General features: G+C 71.3%; 13 protein-coding genes and 1 riboswitch. Of the genes, 6 read left to right on the top strand and 7 right to left on the bottom strand.

What is annotated here, in order from left to right; translation table 11 throughout:
* Positions 1–6: 6 nt before the first annotated feature.
* Genes GA0115234_RS02165 through GA0115234_RS02145 form a run of 5 tightly spaced genes read left to right on the top strand, consistent with a single transcriptional unit; the run spans position 7 to position 5211 of the window.
* On the top strand, positions 7–978 hold the full coding sequence (locus GA0115234_RS02165) for an STM4015 family protein (protein ID WP_093539106.1): 972 nt from the start codon (positions 7–9) through the stop codon (positions 976–978).
* Positions 959–2113 (top strand): STM4014 family protein, encoded by a 1155-nt coding sequence (locus GA0115234_RS02160; RefSeq protein ID WP_093539105.1) that lies wholly within the window; start codon positions 959–961, stop codon positions 2111–2113. Before GA0115234_RS02165 ends, GA0115234_RS02160 begins: the two co-directional genes overlap by 20 nt.
* A 37-nt stretch (positions 2114–2150) precedes the next feature.
* The gene (locus tag GA0115234_RS02155; protein ID WP_093539256.1) at positions 2151–2966 is read left to right on the top strand and encodes an STM4013/SEN3800 family hydrolase; all 816 of its coding nucleotides are present in this window, start codon (positions 2151–2153) and stop codon (positions 2964–2966) included.
* Positions 2963–4327 (top strand): STM4012 family radical SAM protein, encoded by a 1365-nt coding sequence (locus GA0115234_RS02150; RefSeq protein WP_093539104.1) that lies wholly within the window; start codon positions 2963–2965, stop codon positions 4325–4327. Before GA0115234_RS02155 ends, GA0115234_RS02150 begins: the two co-directional genes overlap by 4 nt.
* 8 nt (positions 4328–4335) lie before the next feature.
* Positions 4336–5211, top strand: a complete 876-nt coding sequence (locus tag GA0115234_RS02145; RefSeq protein ID WP_093539103.1) for an STM4011 family radical SAM protein — start codon at positions 4336–4338, stop codon at positions 5209–5211.
* Between the two features lie 31 nt (positions 5212–5242).
* Here GA0115234_RS02145 and GA0115234_RS02140 read toward each other — a convergent pair whose 3' ends face one another.
* The 3 genes from GA0115234_RS02140 to GA0115234_RS02130 form a co-directional block, all read right to left on the bottom strand.
* Entirely contained in the window at positions 5243–6088 is an 846-nt protein-coding gene (locus GA0115234_RS02140) for an SGNH/GDSL hydrolase family protein (RefSeq protein ID WP_093539102.1), read from the bottom strand.
* Between the two features lie 189 nt (positions 6089–6277).
* Entirely contained in the window at positions 6278–7201 is a 924-nt protein-coding gene (locus tag GA0115234_RS02135) for a M23 family metallopeptidase (protein ID WP_093539101.1), read from the bottom strand.
* A 3-nt stretch (positions 7202–7204) separates the two neighbouring features.
* A riboswitch (cyclic di-AMP (ydaO/yuaA leader) is annotated at positions 7205–7361 on the bottom strand.
* 296 nt (positions 7362–7657) lie between these two features.
* On the bottom strand, positions 7658–9754 hold the full coding sequence (locus tag GA0115234_RS02130) for an alpha-galactosidase (protein ID WP_093539100.1): 2097 nt from the start codon (positions 9752–9754) through the stop codon (positions 7658–7660).
* A gap of 225 nt (positions 9755–9979) precedes the next feature.
* Here GA0115234_RS02130 and GA0115234_RS02125 point away from each other — a divergent pair, with 225 nt between their 5' ends.
* Entirely contained in the window at positions 9980–10792 is an 813-nt protein-coding gene (locus GA0115234_RS02125; protein ID WP_093539099.1) for a tyrosine-protein phosphatase, read from the top strand.
* 23 nt (positions 10793–10815) lie between these two features.
* On the opposite strand, the gene GA0115234_RS42150 is transcribed toward GA0115234_RS02125, so the two are convergent.
* The 4 genes from GA0115234_RS42150 to dxs all read right to left on the bottom strand — a co-directional run bounded on the left by GA0115234_RS42150 (position 10816) and on the right by dxs (position 14979).
* Positions 10816–10983 (bottom strand): DUF6126 family protein, encoded by a 168-nt coding sequence (locus tag GA0115234_RS42150; RefSeq protein WP_176729046.1) that lies wholly within the window; start codon positions 10981–10983, stop codon positions 10816–10818.
* A 33-nt stretch (positions 10984–11016) separates the two neighbouring features.
* Positions 11017–11625, bottom strand: a complete 609-nt coding sequence (locus GA0115234_RS02120) for a helix-turn-helix domain-containing protein (protein WP_093539098.1) — start codon at positions 11623–11625, stop codon at positions 11017–11019.
* Between the two features lie 61 nt (positions 11626–11686).
* Complete coding sequence (locus GA0115234_RS02115) at positions 11687–13084, bottom strand: aspartate aminotransferase family protein (RefSeq protein ID WP_093539097.1); 1398 nt, start codon at positions 13082–13084, stop codon at positions 11687–11689.
* Positions 13081–14979 carry a 1-deoxy-D-xylulose-5-phosphate synthase gene (gene dxs / locus GA0115234_RS02110; RefSeq protein WP_093539096.1) on the bottom strand — a complete coding sequence of 633 codons (1899 nt, stop codon included), beginning with the start codon at positions 14977–14979 and terminating at the stop codon, positions 13081–13083. Before dxs ends, GA0115234_RS02115 begins: the two co-directional genes overlap by 4 nt.
* Between the last annotated feature and the right edge of the window lie 78 nt (positions 14980–15057).

The following is a 15057-nucleotide window of genomic DNA, read 5'->3' as shown; positions in this document are numbered from 1 at the left end:
GGCGCGATGACTGACATCGGACACCCCGATTCCTTTCACGGCCTGCCCGTCCACACCCTGCCCGGACCCGGTGCGGCCTCCACCGCCCCGCTCCCGGACGCCGGTTCGGTCGCATGGCGGCTGGAGAGCGCCTGGCAGGGCGATCTGACATTCGGCGCGCTGTGGCAGCACTTCATCGACACCGTCGACACGACGGGGGTGCGGGCCCTGCTGATCGGGCCCTGGTGGCAGGAGGAGTACACGTCCTTCGCACCGGTCGTCGATCTGCTGGCCGGGCACGCCGACCGCTTCCCGGCCCTGCGCGGTCTCTTCCTCGCCGACGTGGTCAGCGAGGAGTGCGAGGTCTCATGGCTCGAAATGTGCGACATAACCCCGGTGGTCGAGGCATTCGGAGAGCTGGAGGAGTTGACGGTACGCGGCTGCGGCCGGCAGGTCGAGGACCGGCCGTCGCTCGGTCTCCGGCCGGTGCGGCACACGTCACTCACATCGCTGCGGTTCGAGTCCGGCGGGCTCCCGTCCGGCGTCGTGCGGGCGGTCGGCGCCTCCGAGCTGCCCGCGCTGGAGCACCTCGAACTCTGGCTCGGCGTCTCCTGGTACGGCGGGGACGCCACGGTCGAGGACCTGGCCCCGCTGCTTTCCGGTGCGGCGCTTCCCGCCCTGCGCCATCTCGGGCTGCAGAACAGCGAGATCCAGGACGAGATAGCGGCCGCCGTGGCCTCCGCCCCGGTGGTCGCCCGGCTGGAGTCGCTCTCCCTCGCGATGGGCACCCTCGGCGACGAGGGCGCCGAGGCGCTGCTCTCGGGCCAGCCGCTCTCCCACCTGACCTCGCTTGATCTGCACCATCACTACATCAGCGACCCGTTGATGGACCGCCTGAGGGACCTCCTCGGTCCGGACCGGGTGAACGGCGAGATCGATGACGTCGAGTACTGGGATCCGGAAGAGGACGACGACCGCTATGTCGCCGTCAACGAGTAGTACGACCGGCCCGGCGCCGCGCTTCGCCGTCGTGGGTGTGCCCGGCAATCGCCGGGTCACGCTCTTCCAGGACGCCGTGCGCGCCTCCGGGCTGCCGGCGGCGCGCGTCGTGCCCTGGCTGGAGGTGCTGCGCGGCGGGGCCGAGTTCCTGCCCGGCGAGACCGTACGGATGGACTCCCCCGGTGAGGACGCCGAGGTCGAACGGCTGCTGCGGAGGGTCGACGATCCGACCAGGGTCGAGGGGAGCGCCGTCTGGTACGCCGGGTTCACCTCGGCCGTGCGGACGGTGGCACGGGCGGCTGCCGCAGCCGGTGCCGTGCTGCTCGACGATCCCGGGGACATCGCGGTGCTGTTCGACAAGCGGCTCTGCCATGCCGTGCTGGAAGGCGCCGGGGTGCCGGTCCCTGCGTCACCGACCTCGGGGGCCGTGGCGCCCGAGGTCCGGGACTGGGCGGATGTGCGGGAGCGGATGGCGGACCACGGCATGCCCAGGGTCTTCGTGAAGCCCGCGCACGGCTCGTCCGCCTCGGGGGTCCTGGCCGTGGAGACCGCCGGGCCCGGCCGGGTCAGGGCCACCACCTCGGTGGAGCGCGACGCGTCGGGCCGGCTCTTCAACTCCCTGCGGGTGCGCCGGGTCACGACGGAGCGGGAGGTCGCGGCGATCGTCGACGCGCTCGCACCGGACGGGCTGCACATCGAACGCTGGCTGCCCAAGGCCACCCACCGCGGCCGGGCGACGGATCTGCGGGTCGTGGTGGTGGCGGGCCGGGCCACCCATGCCGTCGTGCGCACCAGCCACTCCCCCATGACCAACCTTCACCTCGGCGGGGAGCGCGGCGATCTCGACGACGTCCGCGCGGCCGTCGAGGCGGCGGGCAGCGGCTGGGACGAGGCCCTGGCCGTGTGCGAGCGGGCCGCGGGGTGCTTCCCGGACACCCTGTGTGTGGGCGTCGATCTGCTGCCCTCGACCGGCTGGCGGCGCTTCGCCGTCGGCGAGGTCAATGCCTTCGGCGATCTCCTGCCACGGCTGACCGGCCTTCCGGGCAGCGGCGCCGAGGGCCTGGACACCTATGCGGCGCAGGTCGCCGCCACCATGAACAGAGCAAGGAACCACCGTGCAACCGCCACCGCCTGACACCACGGGCGCCCCCGAGGGCGCTCGCACCCCGGACATGAGCGAGGTCGTGGGCAGCCATGACCTGCTGCTCGTCACCCTCGACACGCTGCGCCACGACGTGGCGGCGGAGCTCGCCGCCGCGGGGCGCATTCCGCATCTGGCCCGCCATCTGCCGGGCGGTGTCTGGGAGAAGCGGCACGCGCCGGGAAGCTTCACCTACGCCTCCCACCAGGCGATCTTCGCGGGGTTCCTGCCGACACCGGCCGGTCAGGGTCCGCACCCCCGGCTGTTCGCGGCCCGGTTCGCGGGCAGTGAGTCCACCGCCCCGGGCACCTTCGTCTTCGACACACCGGATCTGCTCTCCGGCCTGGAGGGCGTGGGCTACCGCACGGTGTGCATCGGCGGTGTCGGGTTCTTCAACAAGCGGGCGCCGCTCGGCTCCGTGCTGCCCGGCATGTTCCAGGAGAGCCACTGGGAGCCGGAGTTCGGCGTGGCGTCGCCCACCTCCTTCGAGGCGCAGGTGGCCCGTGCCGAGCAGGTCGTGGCCAAACTCCCCGCGGAGCAGCGGCTGTTCCTCTTCGTCAATGTGTCCGCCCTGCACCAGCCCAACTGGTTCCACACCCCGGGGGCCACCCGCGAGGCGGGCGACTCCCGCGCCACCCATGCCGCGGCCCTGGAGTACGTCGACGCCCATATCGGCAGGCTCTTCGCCGCCGCGAGCAGCCGCCGCCGCTGTTTCGCCATCGTCTGCTCGGACCACGGCACGGCGTACGGGGACGACGGCTACACCGGTCACCGGCTCGGTCACGAGTCCGTCTGGACCGTTCCGTACGCGCACTTCTTCCTGGAGCCGGGGGCCACCGCACCATGAGCCTTACCACGACCGCCGCGCCGGCCGTCCGGCCGTACCAGAGCTATGTCTACGCCTACCCGCACAAGACCGCCTACCGGCCGCTCGCCGACCGGCCGGGGCTGCGCGAGCTGTGGGCGGCCGAGCGCAAGGACGCGCTCTCGCTCTACCTCCACATACCGTTCTGCGAGGTCCGCTGCGGCTTCTGCAATCTCTTCACCCGGATCGGTGCTCCGGACGAGCTGACGACCCGGTATCTCGACGCGCTGGACCGGCAGGCCACCGCGGTCCGGGAGGCGCTGGGCGACGACGGGCCGGTGCGTTTCGCCGCGGCCGCGTTCGGCGGGGGCACCCCCACCTTCCTGACCGCGGCGGAGCTGGAGCGGCTCTGCGACATCGCGGAGAAGCGGATGGGCGCCGATCTGCGGTCCGTCCCGCTGTCGGTCGAGACCTCGCCGTCGACCGCCACGGCCGACCGGCTGGCCGTCCTCGCCGAGCGCGGTACGACCAGGATCAGCATCGGGGTGCAGAGCTTCGTGGAGGCGGAGGCGCGGGCCGCCGCGCGCCCGCAGCGGCGTGCGGATGTGGAGGCGGCGCTGGACCGGATACGTGACGCCCGGATCCCGGTCCTCAACATCGACCTGATCTACGGCATCGACGGGCAGACCGAGGACAGCTGGCGCGCCTCGCTGGACGCGGCGCTGGGCTGGCGGCCGGAGGAGCTGTACCTCTACCCGTTGTACGTGCGCCCGCTGACCGGTCTGGGGCGGCTCGATACGGAGGCCGGGGCGGCGGCGGACGCGGCCTGGGACGAACAGCGGCTGCGGCTGTACCGCGCGGGCCGGGACCACCTTCTGACCCACGGCTACGAGCAGGTCTCGATGCGGATGTTCCGCCGCGCCGACGCCCCGCGCACGGACGGCCCCGACGACTACGCCTGCCAGACCGACGGCATGATCGGCCTGGGGTGCGGCGCCCGCTCGTACACCACCCGGCTGCACTACTCCTTCGACTACGCGGTGGAGATGCGGGAGGTGCGGGCGATCATCGACGGCTACGCGGCCACCGAGGACTTCTCCCGCGCGCAGGTCGGACGGTACGTCGACGGCGACGAGGCGCGCCGGCGCCACCTCCTGCAGTCGGTCCTCCAGGCCGAGGGGCTGCGTCTGGCCGATTACCGGGAGCGGTTCGGCACCTCCCCGGCCGACGACTTCCCCGGTGAGCTGGCCCGGTTCGAGGAGCGCGGCTGGCTCGACGCGCCGGCCGGGACCTCCGGGCTGCTGCGGCTCTCCCCGGAGGGCCTGGCCCACTCCGACGCCCTGGGCCCGGAGCTCTTCTCCCCCGGTGTGCGCGCCGCGATGGCCGCGTACGAGCTGAAGTGAGCGCGCCCATGGAGCTGACGATCCTCTACCGGGGCCCGCTCGCGTCGTGCGACTACGACTGTCCGTACTGCCCGTTCGCCAAGCGGCGCGACAGCCGGGAGCAGTTGCGTGCGGACCGGGCCGCGCTGGAGCGGTTCACGGCGTGGGCCGCGGCGCAGACCGGGGACCGGATCTCGGTCCTGTTCACGCCCTGGGGCGAGGGTCTGGTCCGCTCCTGGTACCGCCGTGCGCTGGTCGAGCTGGCGCAGCTGCCGCACATCCGCCGGGTCGCGATCCAGACCAACATCAGCAGCCGTACGGGCTGGCTGGCCGAGGCCGGTGCGGCGGGCCGCGAGAAGATCGCGCTGTGGTGCACGTACCACCCGGGGCAGACGCCGTACGAGCGGTTCCTCGCCAAGTGCCGGGAGCTGACCGCACTCGGCATCCGGCACAGTGTCGGTGTCGTCGGGCTCGACGACCACCTCGACGAGGCACGGCGGCTGCGCGCCGCGCTCCCGGGGGAGGTCTATCTCTGGGTGAACGCGGCGGAGGGCCACACCTACACGGACGAGGAGGCGGACCGCTGGACGGCCGTCGACCCGCTCTTCCCGTACAGCCGGCATCCGCACCGGTCGGCCGGGCTGCCCTGCCGGACCGGTGAGTCGGTCATCTCGGTGGACGGCGACGGCACCGTGCGGCGCTGTCATTTCGTACCGGCGGAGCTGGGCAATCTCTACGACGGGAGCTATCGGCTGGCTCTCGGTCCGCGCGCCTGTCCGCTGGCGGTCTGCGACTGCCACATCGGCTATGTGCATCTGGAGACGCTGCCGCTGTACGACGTCTTCGCGGGCGGTGTGCTGGAGCGGATACCGGCGTCGCCGCCGCTGCCCGCCGGACGTGCCTGAGGTTCGGACACGTCCGGCGGGGCTTCGCACGTCACAGCGGCAGGAGGTCCGGCCGCTTCGCCTCGACGTGGTCGCCGGAGGATTCGCCGCGCAGCCGTCGGCCGATCCACGGCACCAGGTACTCCCGGGCCCAGTGGATGTCGTCGCGCCGCACTTCGAGGGTGCCGCGCTGTGCCTGCGGGGGCCACTCCTGGTCGGGGTCGGCCGGCACGTCGAGGCCGAGGACCTGGGCGGCGCGGAGCGCGACCCTGGTGTGTCCCTCGGGCGAAAGGTGGAGCCGGTCGTCGTCCCAGGCACGCCGGTCCTGGACGGACCGCAGCGACCACAGGTCCAGGACCGGGCAGTCGTAGCGGTCGGCGATGGCCCGTACATGGGCGGTGTACGTGGCGATCTTGCCGCGCAGATGGCGCAGCACGGGAATGCCACGGGTGTCGAAGCCGGTGGTGACCATGACCGTGCCGACCGCTTCGGTCAGTTCCGCGACCGCGCGCTCGAAGCGCTCGGCCACGTCGTCGGGGTCGGTGCCCGGCCGGATGATGTCATTGCCGCCCGCGCAGAAGCTCACCAGGTCGGGTGCGAGCTCCTTGGCGCGCGGCACCTGCTCCTCGACGATCTGGTCGAGGAGGCGTCCGCGTACGGCGAGATTGGCGTACCTGAAATTCCCGTGCGCCGAACCTTCGGCGCCCGTCGCCGCGTCGGGGTCCGGGAGCTGGTCCGCGAGGAGTACTGCGAATCGGTCGGCCCAGCCGACGAAGGTCCCGTCCGGGCCGGGGTCACCGACCCCCTCGGTGAAGCTGTCGCCAATCGCCGCGTACGACCCGATGACGCCCTGTCGGTTGATGACGCCACGTTGGTTTTTTCTCGAATCGTCTGCCACAAACGCTTATCCTGCACCGCCGAATGTGACCTACGCGACCGTAATATGGGGTTGACGGGTGGTGAGATAGACCACCCGGTCAGTTTTTGGTAAAGGGGGAATAAGTAGAAGGGGCGGTGCGCCGCCGCGCACCGCCCCTTCCATGTCACTCAGGTCATGCTCTGTCGTTCAGCTGCCCGGCCCTTGGGCTCAGACGTAGATGCCGTGCGAGGCCAGGAAGGCGATCGGGTCGATGTCCGAGCCGTACGCCGGGCCCGTGCGGACCTCGAAGTGCAGGTGCGGGCCGGTGGCGTTGCCGGTGGCGCCGGAGAGGCCGATCTGCTGGCCGGCGCCCACGGTCTGGCCCGTCGAGACGGAGACGGAGGACAGGTGGCCGTACTGCGAGTAGTGGCCGTCGGCGTGCTTGACGACGACCTGGTTGCCGTACGCGCCGCCCCAGCCGGCCGCGACGACTGTGCCGGAGGTGATGGACTTCACGCTGGTGCCCGTGGAGACGGGGAAGTCGATCCCGGTGTGGCTGCCGCTGGACCAGTTGGAGCCGGAGGCGCGGTAGTTGGTGGTGTGGTTGCCGGGGACCGGGTGGACGTAGCCGGAGCCGGTGCTCTGGGTGGCCGGGGCGGCGGCGGGGGCCTTGGACTCCGCGGCGGGCGCGGACTGGGCCGGGGCGGACTTCTCGGCGGTGACCGAGGGCGCCTTCGACGGGAGGGCGGAGCCGGTGCCGGCGCCGGTGGGCGCGGCGGCGGTCGCCTCGGCACCGAGGGTCAGCTTCATGCCCGGGAGGATCAGGCTGGGGTTCTCGCCGACGACCTTGCGGTTGTCCTGGTAGAGCTGCTGCCAGCCGCCCTTGATCTTGTGCTCGGCGGCGATCTTGGACAGGTAGTCGCCGGAGACGACGGAGTACGTCGTGGGGGCGGCCTGCTTCTGGGCGACCGGCTCGGCGTGCGTGGCGGCGGCCGACTGCGGCGCGACGGCCGGGGCGGCCTGCTCCGCGGCGTGGGCGCCCGTGGCACCGAGCAGCGGCAGCGCGAGGACGGCGCCACCGGCGCCTGCCGCGGCGACGCCACGGGCGATGGGGCCGAACTTCGGACGGCGGTGCTTACCCGATATGGGCATGGCGTTTTTCCTCTCCGGCGCCTGCGAGGTGAGCTGTCGGGTTCGGGCTGGAGATGCCCTGCCGCGCTGAGCGCGACTTCACCCCTAGCCGACCGGAATTCTCCGGTCGGCGGCTTACCTGGTTCCCCCGCTCCTGCCACGCGATGAGTGGATGTGAATTCCGGACGGCGGCAGGATTAGGCGGTCCGTCCGGATTGACGGTGACCGTAAGCGAGTCGGGACGACGAGAACAAGCCACCGGTTCCACGCCGGATTCCGCGCCGGGAAATCGGCGCGGAATTCCGGTCACACTCCGTGGATTAAGGATCTTGGCATTCCGCGCCGCGCACGGAACGCCCAACTCGCCCGTCACCACACACCGTCACGGATATGATCCCGCTCACGAGGCGGTGATCATCTCCCGCATAATCAGGCTATGTTCAGGCAAAAGCCTGCATTACGGACACCCCGCGTCCCTCACGCCCGCCGGAGCCTCAGCACCCGCGCGTCGAGATCTCCCCGGAGTCCGGTGTGCAGCCCTTGGTGCAGCAGTGCCGAACCGTGGTGCACCGCCCCCGAGTCCAGGCAGGTGTACGTCGCCCCGGGGTCGAGCCCGCGCAGCCGCAGGGCCGGGGGCCGCTCCCCGTAGCGCTGCGCCTCCAGCCACATCAGGACCACGGTCTCCTCCCCGTGGACGTACTGGACCGCGCTGAGGCCGCCGCGCGGCTCGCGCAGCCGGTACAGCGCGCCGTACTGCACGACCGGCCGGATCTCCTTGTAGAGCTCCACCCAGGTCCGCGCCTCGGCCAGCTCCTCCCCGCTCCATTCGGTGAGGTCCCCGCCGACCCCGAGCACACCGGCCATGGCGCTCACGAAGCGGAAGCGCAGCGAGCTGGCCCTCCCGTTGAGCTGGTGGTTCGGGCTGTCGGTGACCCAGGCGGCCATCACCCTCGCCGGATGGATGTGCCCGAAGCCCTCCTGGATGGCGAGACGGTCGAGCGGATCGGTGTTGTCGGAGGTCCACACCTGGTCCGTACGGGACAGGATCCCCAGGTCGACCCGGCCGCCGCCGCCCGAGCAGGACTCGAACGCGACCGTGGGATGCGCGGCCCTGAGCCGGTCGATCAGCGCGTACAGGCCGTTCACGTGCTCGATCCAGAGCTTCTGCGGGTACTCCTCGCCCGGCCAGCCCGCGTCGGTGAAGCAGCGGTTGAAATCCCATTTCACATAGTCGACGGGCGTGCCGGAGAGCAGTGTGTCCAGCTGCTCCCAGAGATATGCCTGCACATCGGGGCGGGCCAGATTGAGCACCAGCTGGTTGCGGTACTCGGTGCGCGCCCGCCCGGGGAAGTGCTGCACCCAGTCGGGGTGCGCCCGATAGAGATCGCTGTCGGCATTGACCATTTCCGGTTCGACCCAGATACCGAACTGCATCCCGAGCCCGTGCACCTCGTCGGCGAGCGGCTTCAGCCCGCCGGGGAACCGGTCCGGATTGGGCGTCCAGTCGCCCAGACCGGCGTGATCGCTGGTCCGCTGCCCGAACCACGCGTCGTCCACGACGAACAGCTCGACACCCATCGCCGCGGCGTGCCGGGCCAGGACGCGCTGCTGGTCCAGCGAGATGTCGAAGCCCGTCGCCTCCCAGGAGTTGTAGAGCACCGGCCGCGGCTCGTCGGCGTCGGGGATCACATGGGCCAGCTGCCAGGCGTGCCAGGCGCGGCTCGCCCCGCCGAACCCCTGGCCGCTCCACAGCCCGGCGAACACGGGTGTGGTGTACGACTCCCCCGGCGCGAGCCGCATCAGCCCGGAGTCGTCGTATCCGGCGCCGCCGGTGATCTGTACGAGCCCGTCGGGCAGCCGTTGCACGGAGATCCGCCACGACCCGGACCAGCCCAGGGCACAGCCGTACACCTCGCCGCTCTCCTCGGTCGCCGCGCCGTCGGCGTCCAGCGCGACCCACGGCAGGTACTGGTGCCCGGTGTGGCCGCGCCGGCTGGAGATGACGCTCTCGCCATGCATCAGCTCCGCCCGCTCCAGCCGCGACTCCGCCGCCCAGCGTCCGTGCAGCCGGCTGAGCCGCCAGCCGTCGCGGGCGGGCAGCGACCAGGCGGCCGCGTCGGCGCGCAGCAGCTCCAGCGGCGGGCCGTCCGGCCCGGCGTGGGCGACGGTGGCCCAGCGCTCCACGACATCGGAGTCGTCCCGCATCCGGTAGTGCAGGGTGAGGGCGAGCCGGTGCACGGAGTCGGTGAAGCCGAGCCGCAGCTCGTCCCCGTCCACCACGGCGGCGCCGAAGGCCCACTCGGTGCCGCGGACCTGCGGGGTGCGTACCGAGAGTGCCGGGCGGACGAACCGGGGGCCGCCCTCCACCGGATACTCCTCCCGGCCGTCGAGGTGGGACTCGAAGGCCCGGAAGGGCAGCTCCGGTGCCGCGGCCAGAGCCTCGGCCGCCGCCAGGGAGATCCTCGGCCCCCAGTGCAGATGGACCAGTTCGTCCTGGTCGGTGAGTCGCAGTGCGTAGCTACTGCTCGCCCCGGTGAGCAGCCAGTTACGGCCGGTGGTGCCCGTCTCGATCATCGCATCCCCACATTCCAACAGTTCCGCACATCATCGACCATATGTGGGGCGTGGGCAACGGGCCCGGACGGAATTCACCAGGTGGATTCGCGGCGGGAGAACCGGAGTTCGCAGGGGTATCGACAGGGCGGAACCGAGATGATTGCCTGAGGAATCAATGTCGTATCGTCGCCGGAGTGCCCTCGCCGGCGGCTCACGCCGGCACCAGACACTCCAGGAGTCACCGTGACGCAGCACGTGCCGCAGGTCCCGTCGACGGAACCCGCGCTGGCGGGTGTCCTCAACTTCCGCGACGTGGGCGGGCTGCCCACCGTGGACGGTCGGCGGGTGCGGTACGGGCGGCTCTTCCGCAGCGGCCACCTCGCGCGTGCCACGGCCGAGGACGCCTCGTTCCTCGGCGGCCTCGGTCTGCACACGGTCTTCGACTTCCGCAGCGCCGCCGACCGCCGGCTCGACGGCCTGGACGTGGAGCTGCCCGGCGTACGCAACATCAACATCCCGCTCTCCGACCCGGCCGACGGCGCGGAGTTCTGGCACATGGTCCGCCACGGCGACGTCGAGCAGCTGCACGCGGTCCTGGGCGACGGCAAGGGGGCGAACCGGATGATCGCCTCGTACCGCTCGATCATCCGGGACCGCACCGCCGAGCACAGCCGGGTCCTGCACGCCCTGGCCGAGGACAGCGTGCCCGCCCTGATGCACTGCGCGGCGGGCAAGGACCGGGCCGGCCTGTCGATCGCGGTGTCACTGCTCGCCGTGGGCGTCGAGCGCGATGCCATCGAGGCCGACTACCTGAAGTCCAACGACGCGCACCGCCGTTACAAGGTGCGCCGCGGCGACTCCTCGGAGGAGGGCCTGTCGCCCGAGGTGATGGCACTGCTGAACCCGCTCTTCGGCGCCCATGCCGAGTATCTGACCGCGGCGTTCGCCACCATCGACGAGATCTGGGGCAGTGCGGAGCGCTACTTCTCCGAGGGCCTGGGGCTCGCCCCCGAGACCCGCGAGCGGCTGCGCGGCCGGCTCATCGACGAGGCGTAGCCGGGGCCGCCCGGCGGTGGTGGTCAGCCCTTGCCGGCCACCGCGAAGAGCAGGTAGAGGAAGGCCGCGAAGATGTGTCCGGCGATGAGGTAGGCGAACAGCCTGATCACGACGCCGCGCGGGAACTTCCGCTCCTGGGCCTCGTAGTTCTTCCTGGATCCGAGCGGGTCGAAGTTCTCTGAATCGGACATGACGGTCCTCTCTGGCGACCGGGGCAACCGGTCTCAGCGACGGTGGATCCCGCTGCCGAGGCACAGCTCGGCGGCGGGGCTCTGCAGCAGGGTGTGGACGAAGAGCAGCTCGGCGCCGTCGCGGTCGACGGCCGTGATCCGGTGCGGGGTGAGCGAGTCGAAGTGCGCGCTGTCGCCGGGGGCGAGGTCGTGCACGGTCTCCCCGAGCCAGACCCGGAGGTGCCCGGCCAGCACATAGAGCCATTCCTCGCCGGGATGGACGCGCACGAGATCGCCCTGCGCGCCGTGCGGAACGCGGACGCGGAGCGCCTGCATGGCCCGGCCGGAGCCGCCGGCCTGCCGGTACATCCAGCCGTCCGCCTCGGCCCCCTCGAACGTCCCGCCGCGGATGATCGCGTCACGTTCCGGGGGCGTCTCGCCGAGCAGCTCGGAGACCGTCGTACCGTAGATCCTGGCAAGACCGAGGAGCATCGGCAGCGAGGGCTGGCGACGTCCCGTTTCGAGCCGGGAGAGATGGGCGGGCGAGAGCCCCGCCCGCTGAGCGGCGGTCTCCAGGGTGAGACCACGGCTCCGGCGCAGATCGCGCAGGCGTGGCGCGACTCCGGGCAGCTCGTCGGCCGCCCCTCCGTCGGGAGGATTCATGTACCCATTGGGCCAGGATCCTGCCTGAGAGGCAAATATCTTGCCTCTCAGGCAAAAAGGCTCAGCGGTTGGCCACGGCCTGCTTCACCAGTGTCCTGCCGAAGTCCCACATCAGCCCACCACCGCTGTGTGCGTCATCCATCACAGCGGTGAACGCCGTGACGAACCGGTCGACGTCCGCCTCATCGATCACCAGGGGCGGAATCAGCTTGATCACTTCCAGATGGTCGCCCGAGACCTGGGTGAGGATGCGGTGCTTCTGGAGCAGTGGCACCACCACCATCTGCGCGAAGAGTCCCTTGCGGGCCGCCTGCAACATGGTCCAGCGGCTGCGCAGCTTGAGCGACGAGGGCCTGCCGAACTCGATGCCGATCATCAGTCCGCGTCCACGCACCTCGTGCAGCAGCTCATAGCGGTCGACCAGTGCGGTCAGCCGCTCCCGCAGCAGCTCACCGGTCCGGCGCGCATGGGCGACGGTCTCCTCGTCCTCCATCACCGCGAGGACCGCGAGCCCGGCCGCCATCGCCTGGGCATTGGAGCCGAAGCTCGCGGAGTGGACCAGGACCCGGTCCATCGACGAGTAGACACGCCGGAAGATCCAGTCCTTGCCCAGGGTCGCCCCGACCGGCACATAGCCGCCGGAGAGCGCCTTGGCGACACAGACCAGATCGGGCTCGACACCCTCCTCGTGCTGGTACGCGTAGAAGTCGCCGGTCCGGCCGAGGCCGGTCTGCACCTCGTCGGCGATGAGCAGGGCCTTGTGCCGGTGCAGCAGCTCCTGCGCCGCGCGCAGGAAGCCGGGGGGCGCCGCGTGGACGCCCTTGCCCTGGATCGGTTCGACGACCAGTGCCGCCACATCGCCGCGTTTCAGCTCGCGCCGCAGGGCGTCGAGATCGCCGAGCCCGATGGCGGTGTCCGGCAGCAAGGGTGCGAAGCCGTCCCGGAAACCGTCCTCCCCGTTGACCGACAGGGAGCCGGTCGTCAGCCCGTGGAAGGCGTGGGTGCAGTAGAGGATCCTGGGCCTGCCGGTGGCGTAGCGGGCGAACTTCAGGGCCGTCTCGACCGCCTCCGTGCCGCTGTTGCCGAAGAACACCCGGTCCAGGTGCGGGCTGTGCGCGAGCAGCTTCTCGGCCAGCAGTCCGGGCAGCGGCTGGCAGTCGAAGCGGGTGAGGTCGGCGAGCGAGGCGTCCAGGACGTCGTGCAGGGCCTTGCGTACGACGGGGTGGTGCCGGCCGAGGCCCATCACGCCGAATCCGGCGAGCATGTCGAGGTAGTCGTTGCCGTCGGCGTCCCAGAAGTGCGCGCCCTCGGCCCGTTCGTAGACCTTGTCGAAACCGATCGTGTGGAGCATCCGGGGCAGTTGGTGGTTGAGGTGTTTCGTGTGCAGCTCGTAGCGTTCGGCGCCGCGCTCCGCGAGGAGCCGCGCCAGGTCGAAGCCCTTGGGCCGGTCGTCGTTCATGCCCCGCTCTCCTCGGTCCTCGTCGCCGCCCTGGCGGCCAGTGCGGCGCTGATCCGGCCGGCGATCTCGACCGGGGTGAGCCCGATGTCGGCCAGCACCTCGGCGCGCTTGCCGTGCGCGAGGAACTGCTCGGGGATGCCGAACGTCCGCAGCGGTACGTCGACCGAGGCGTCCCGCAGCGCCTGTCCGACCGCCGAACCGACGCCTCCCGCCCGGCTGTTGTCCTCCACGACGGCGACCAGCCGGTGCCGTGCGGCGAGCGGGGGCAGTTCCTCGTCGACCGGCTTGACCCAGCGCGGGTCGACCACCGTGCAGCGGATTCCGGCCCCGGCCAGCAGATCGGCGGCGCTCAGACAGACCGGGGCGAGCACGCCGACGGCCACGAGCAGCACATCGGGTTCGTCCGCCCGGTGCAGCACGTCCATGCCACCTATCCGGCCGACCGCCGGGACCGGCTCCCCCACCGACTCCTTGGGGAACCGGATCACGGTGGGCGCGTCGTCGACGGCGACGGCCTCCCGGAGCTGGGCCCGGAGTTCGTCGGCGTCCCGCGGGGCGGCCAGCCGCAGCCCGGGGACGACCTGGAGCACGGACATGTCCCACATGCCGTTGTGCGAGGCCCCGTCGGGTCCGGTGACCCCGGCCCGGTCGAGGACGAAGGTCACCCCGCACCGGTGCAGCGCGACATCCATCAGCAGTTGGTCGAAGGCCCGGTTGAGGAAGGTGGCGTAGACGGCGACGACCGGGTGCAGGCCGCCGGTGGCCAGTCCGGCCGCGGAGACGGCGGCGTGCTGCTCGGCGATGCCGACGTCCCAGACCCGGTCGGGGAAGGCCTCGGCGAACTTCGTCAGCCCGACGGGGTGCAGCATCGCCGCCGTGATGGCCACGACGTCCGGCCGCTCCGCGCCGATCATGGCGATCTCGTCCCCGAACACCGAGGTCCAGGAGGGCCCGCCGGCCGGGACGAGCGGGGCGCAGGTCAGCGGGTCCATCGCCCCGACGGTGTGGAAGCGGTCGGCCTCGTCCAGGAGCGCGGGAGGGTAGCCGCGGCCCTTCTCGGTGAGGCAGTGCACCAGCACCGGGCCGTGGAAGCGTTTCGCCCGGTGCAGGGCGGATTCGACGGCCGCGATGTCGTGGCCGTCGATCGGCCCCAGGTACTTGAGCCCGAGGTCCTCGAACAAGCCCTGCGGGGCGAAGGCGTCCTTGAACCCCTTCTTCGCGCCGTGCAGCGACTCGTACAGCGGCTGTCCGATGACCGGCGTCTGCCGGAGCACGTCCTTGCCCCAGGAGAGGAAGCGTTCGTATCCGTCGGTGGTGCGGAGGGTGGCGAGGTGGTCGGCGAGGCCTCCGATCGTGGGGCCGTAGGAGCGCTCGTTGTCGTTCACCACGATGATCAGCGGCCGGTCGCGGGCGGCCGCGATGTTGTTCAGCGCCTCCCAGGCCATCCCGCCGGTGAGGGCGCCGTCGCCGATGACGGCCACGACGTGGTCGCTCCGTCCCCGTACCTGATGCGCCTTGGCGATGCCGTCGGCCCAGCCGAGGACGGTCGAGGCGTGCGAGTTCTCGATGACGTCGTGCGCGGACTCCTCCCGGGACGGGTAGCCCGACAGGCCCCCTTTGCCGCGCAGCTTGGAGAAGTCCTGCCGACCGGTGAGCAGTTTGTGCACATAGCTCTGGTGGCCGGTGTCCCAGAGGATGCGGTCGACGGGCGAGTCGAAGGTCCGGTGCAGGGCGATGGAGAGCTCCACCACTCCGAGGTTGGGTCCCAGATGGCCGCCGGTCCTGGCCACCGCGCGGATGAGGAACTGCCTGATGTCCTCGGCGAGTTCGCCGAGCTGTGCTTCGTTCAGCGCCTTGAGATCGTGCGGCCCCCGGATGCTCTCCAGAATCGTCACGCTCGGGCCCCCTCTCTGGTTCTGTTTCAGCTCACGGTGACGGCGGGTACCCCCGACGGCGTCCCCGCCTCTGCCATG

Source organism: Streptomyces sp. DvalAA-43 (assembly GCF_900091725.1).
Classification (GTDB): domain Bacteria; phylum Actinomycetota; class Actinomycetes; order Streptomycetales; family Streptomycetaceae; genus Streptomyces; species Streptomyces pulveraceus.
The sequence above is the reverse complement of the archived record's forward strand: the minus strand, read 5'-3'. Positions and strand labels throughout refer to the sequence as shown.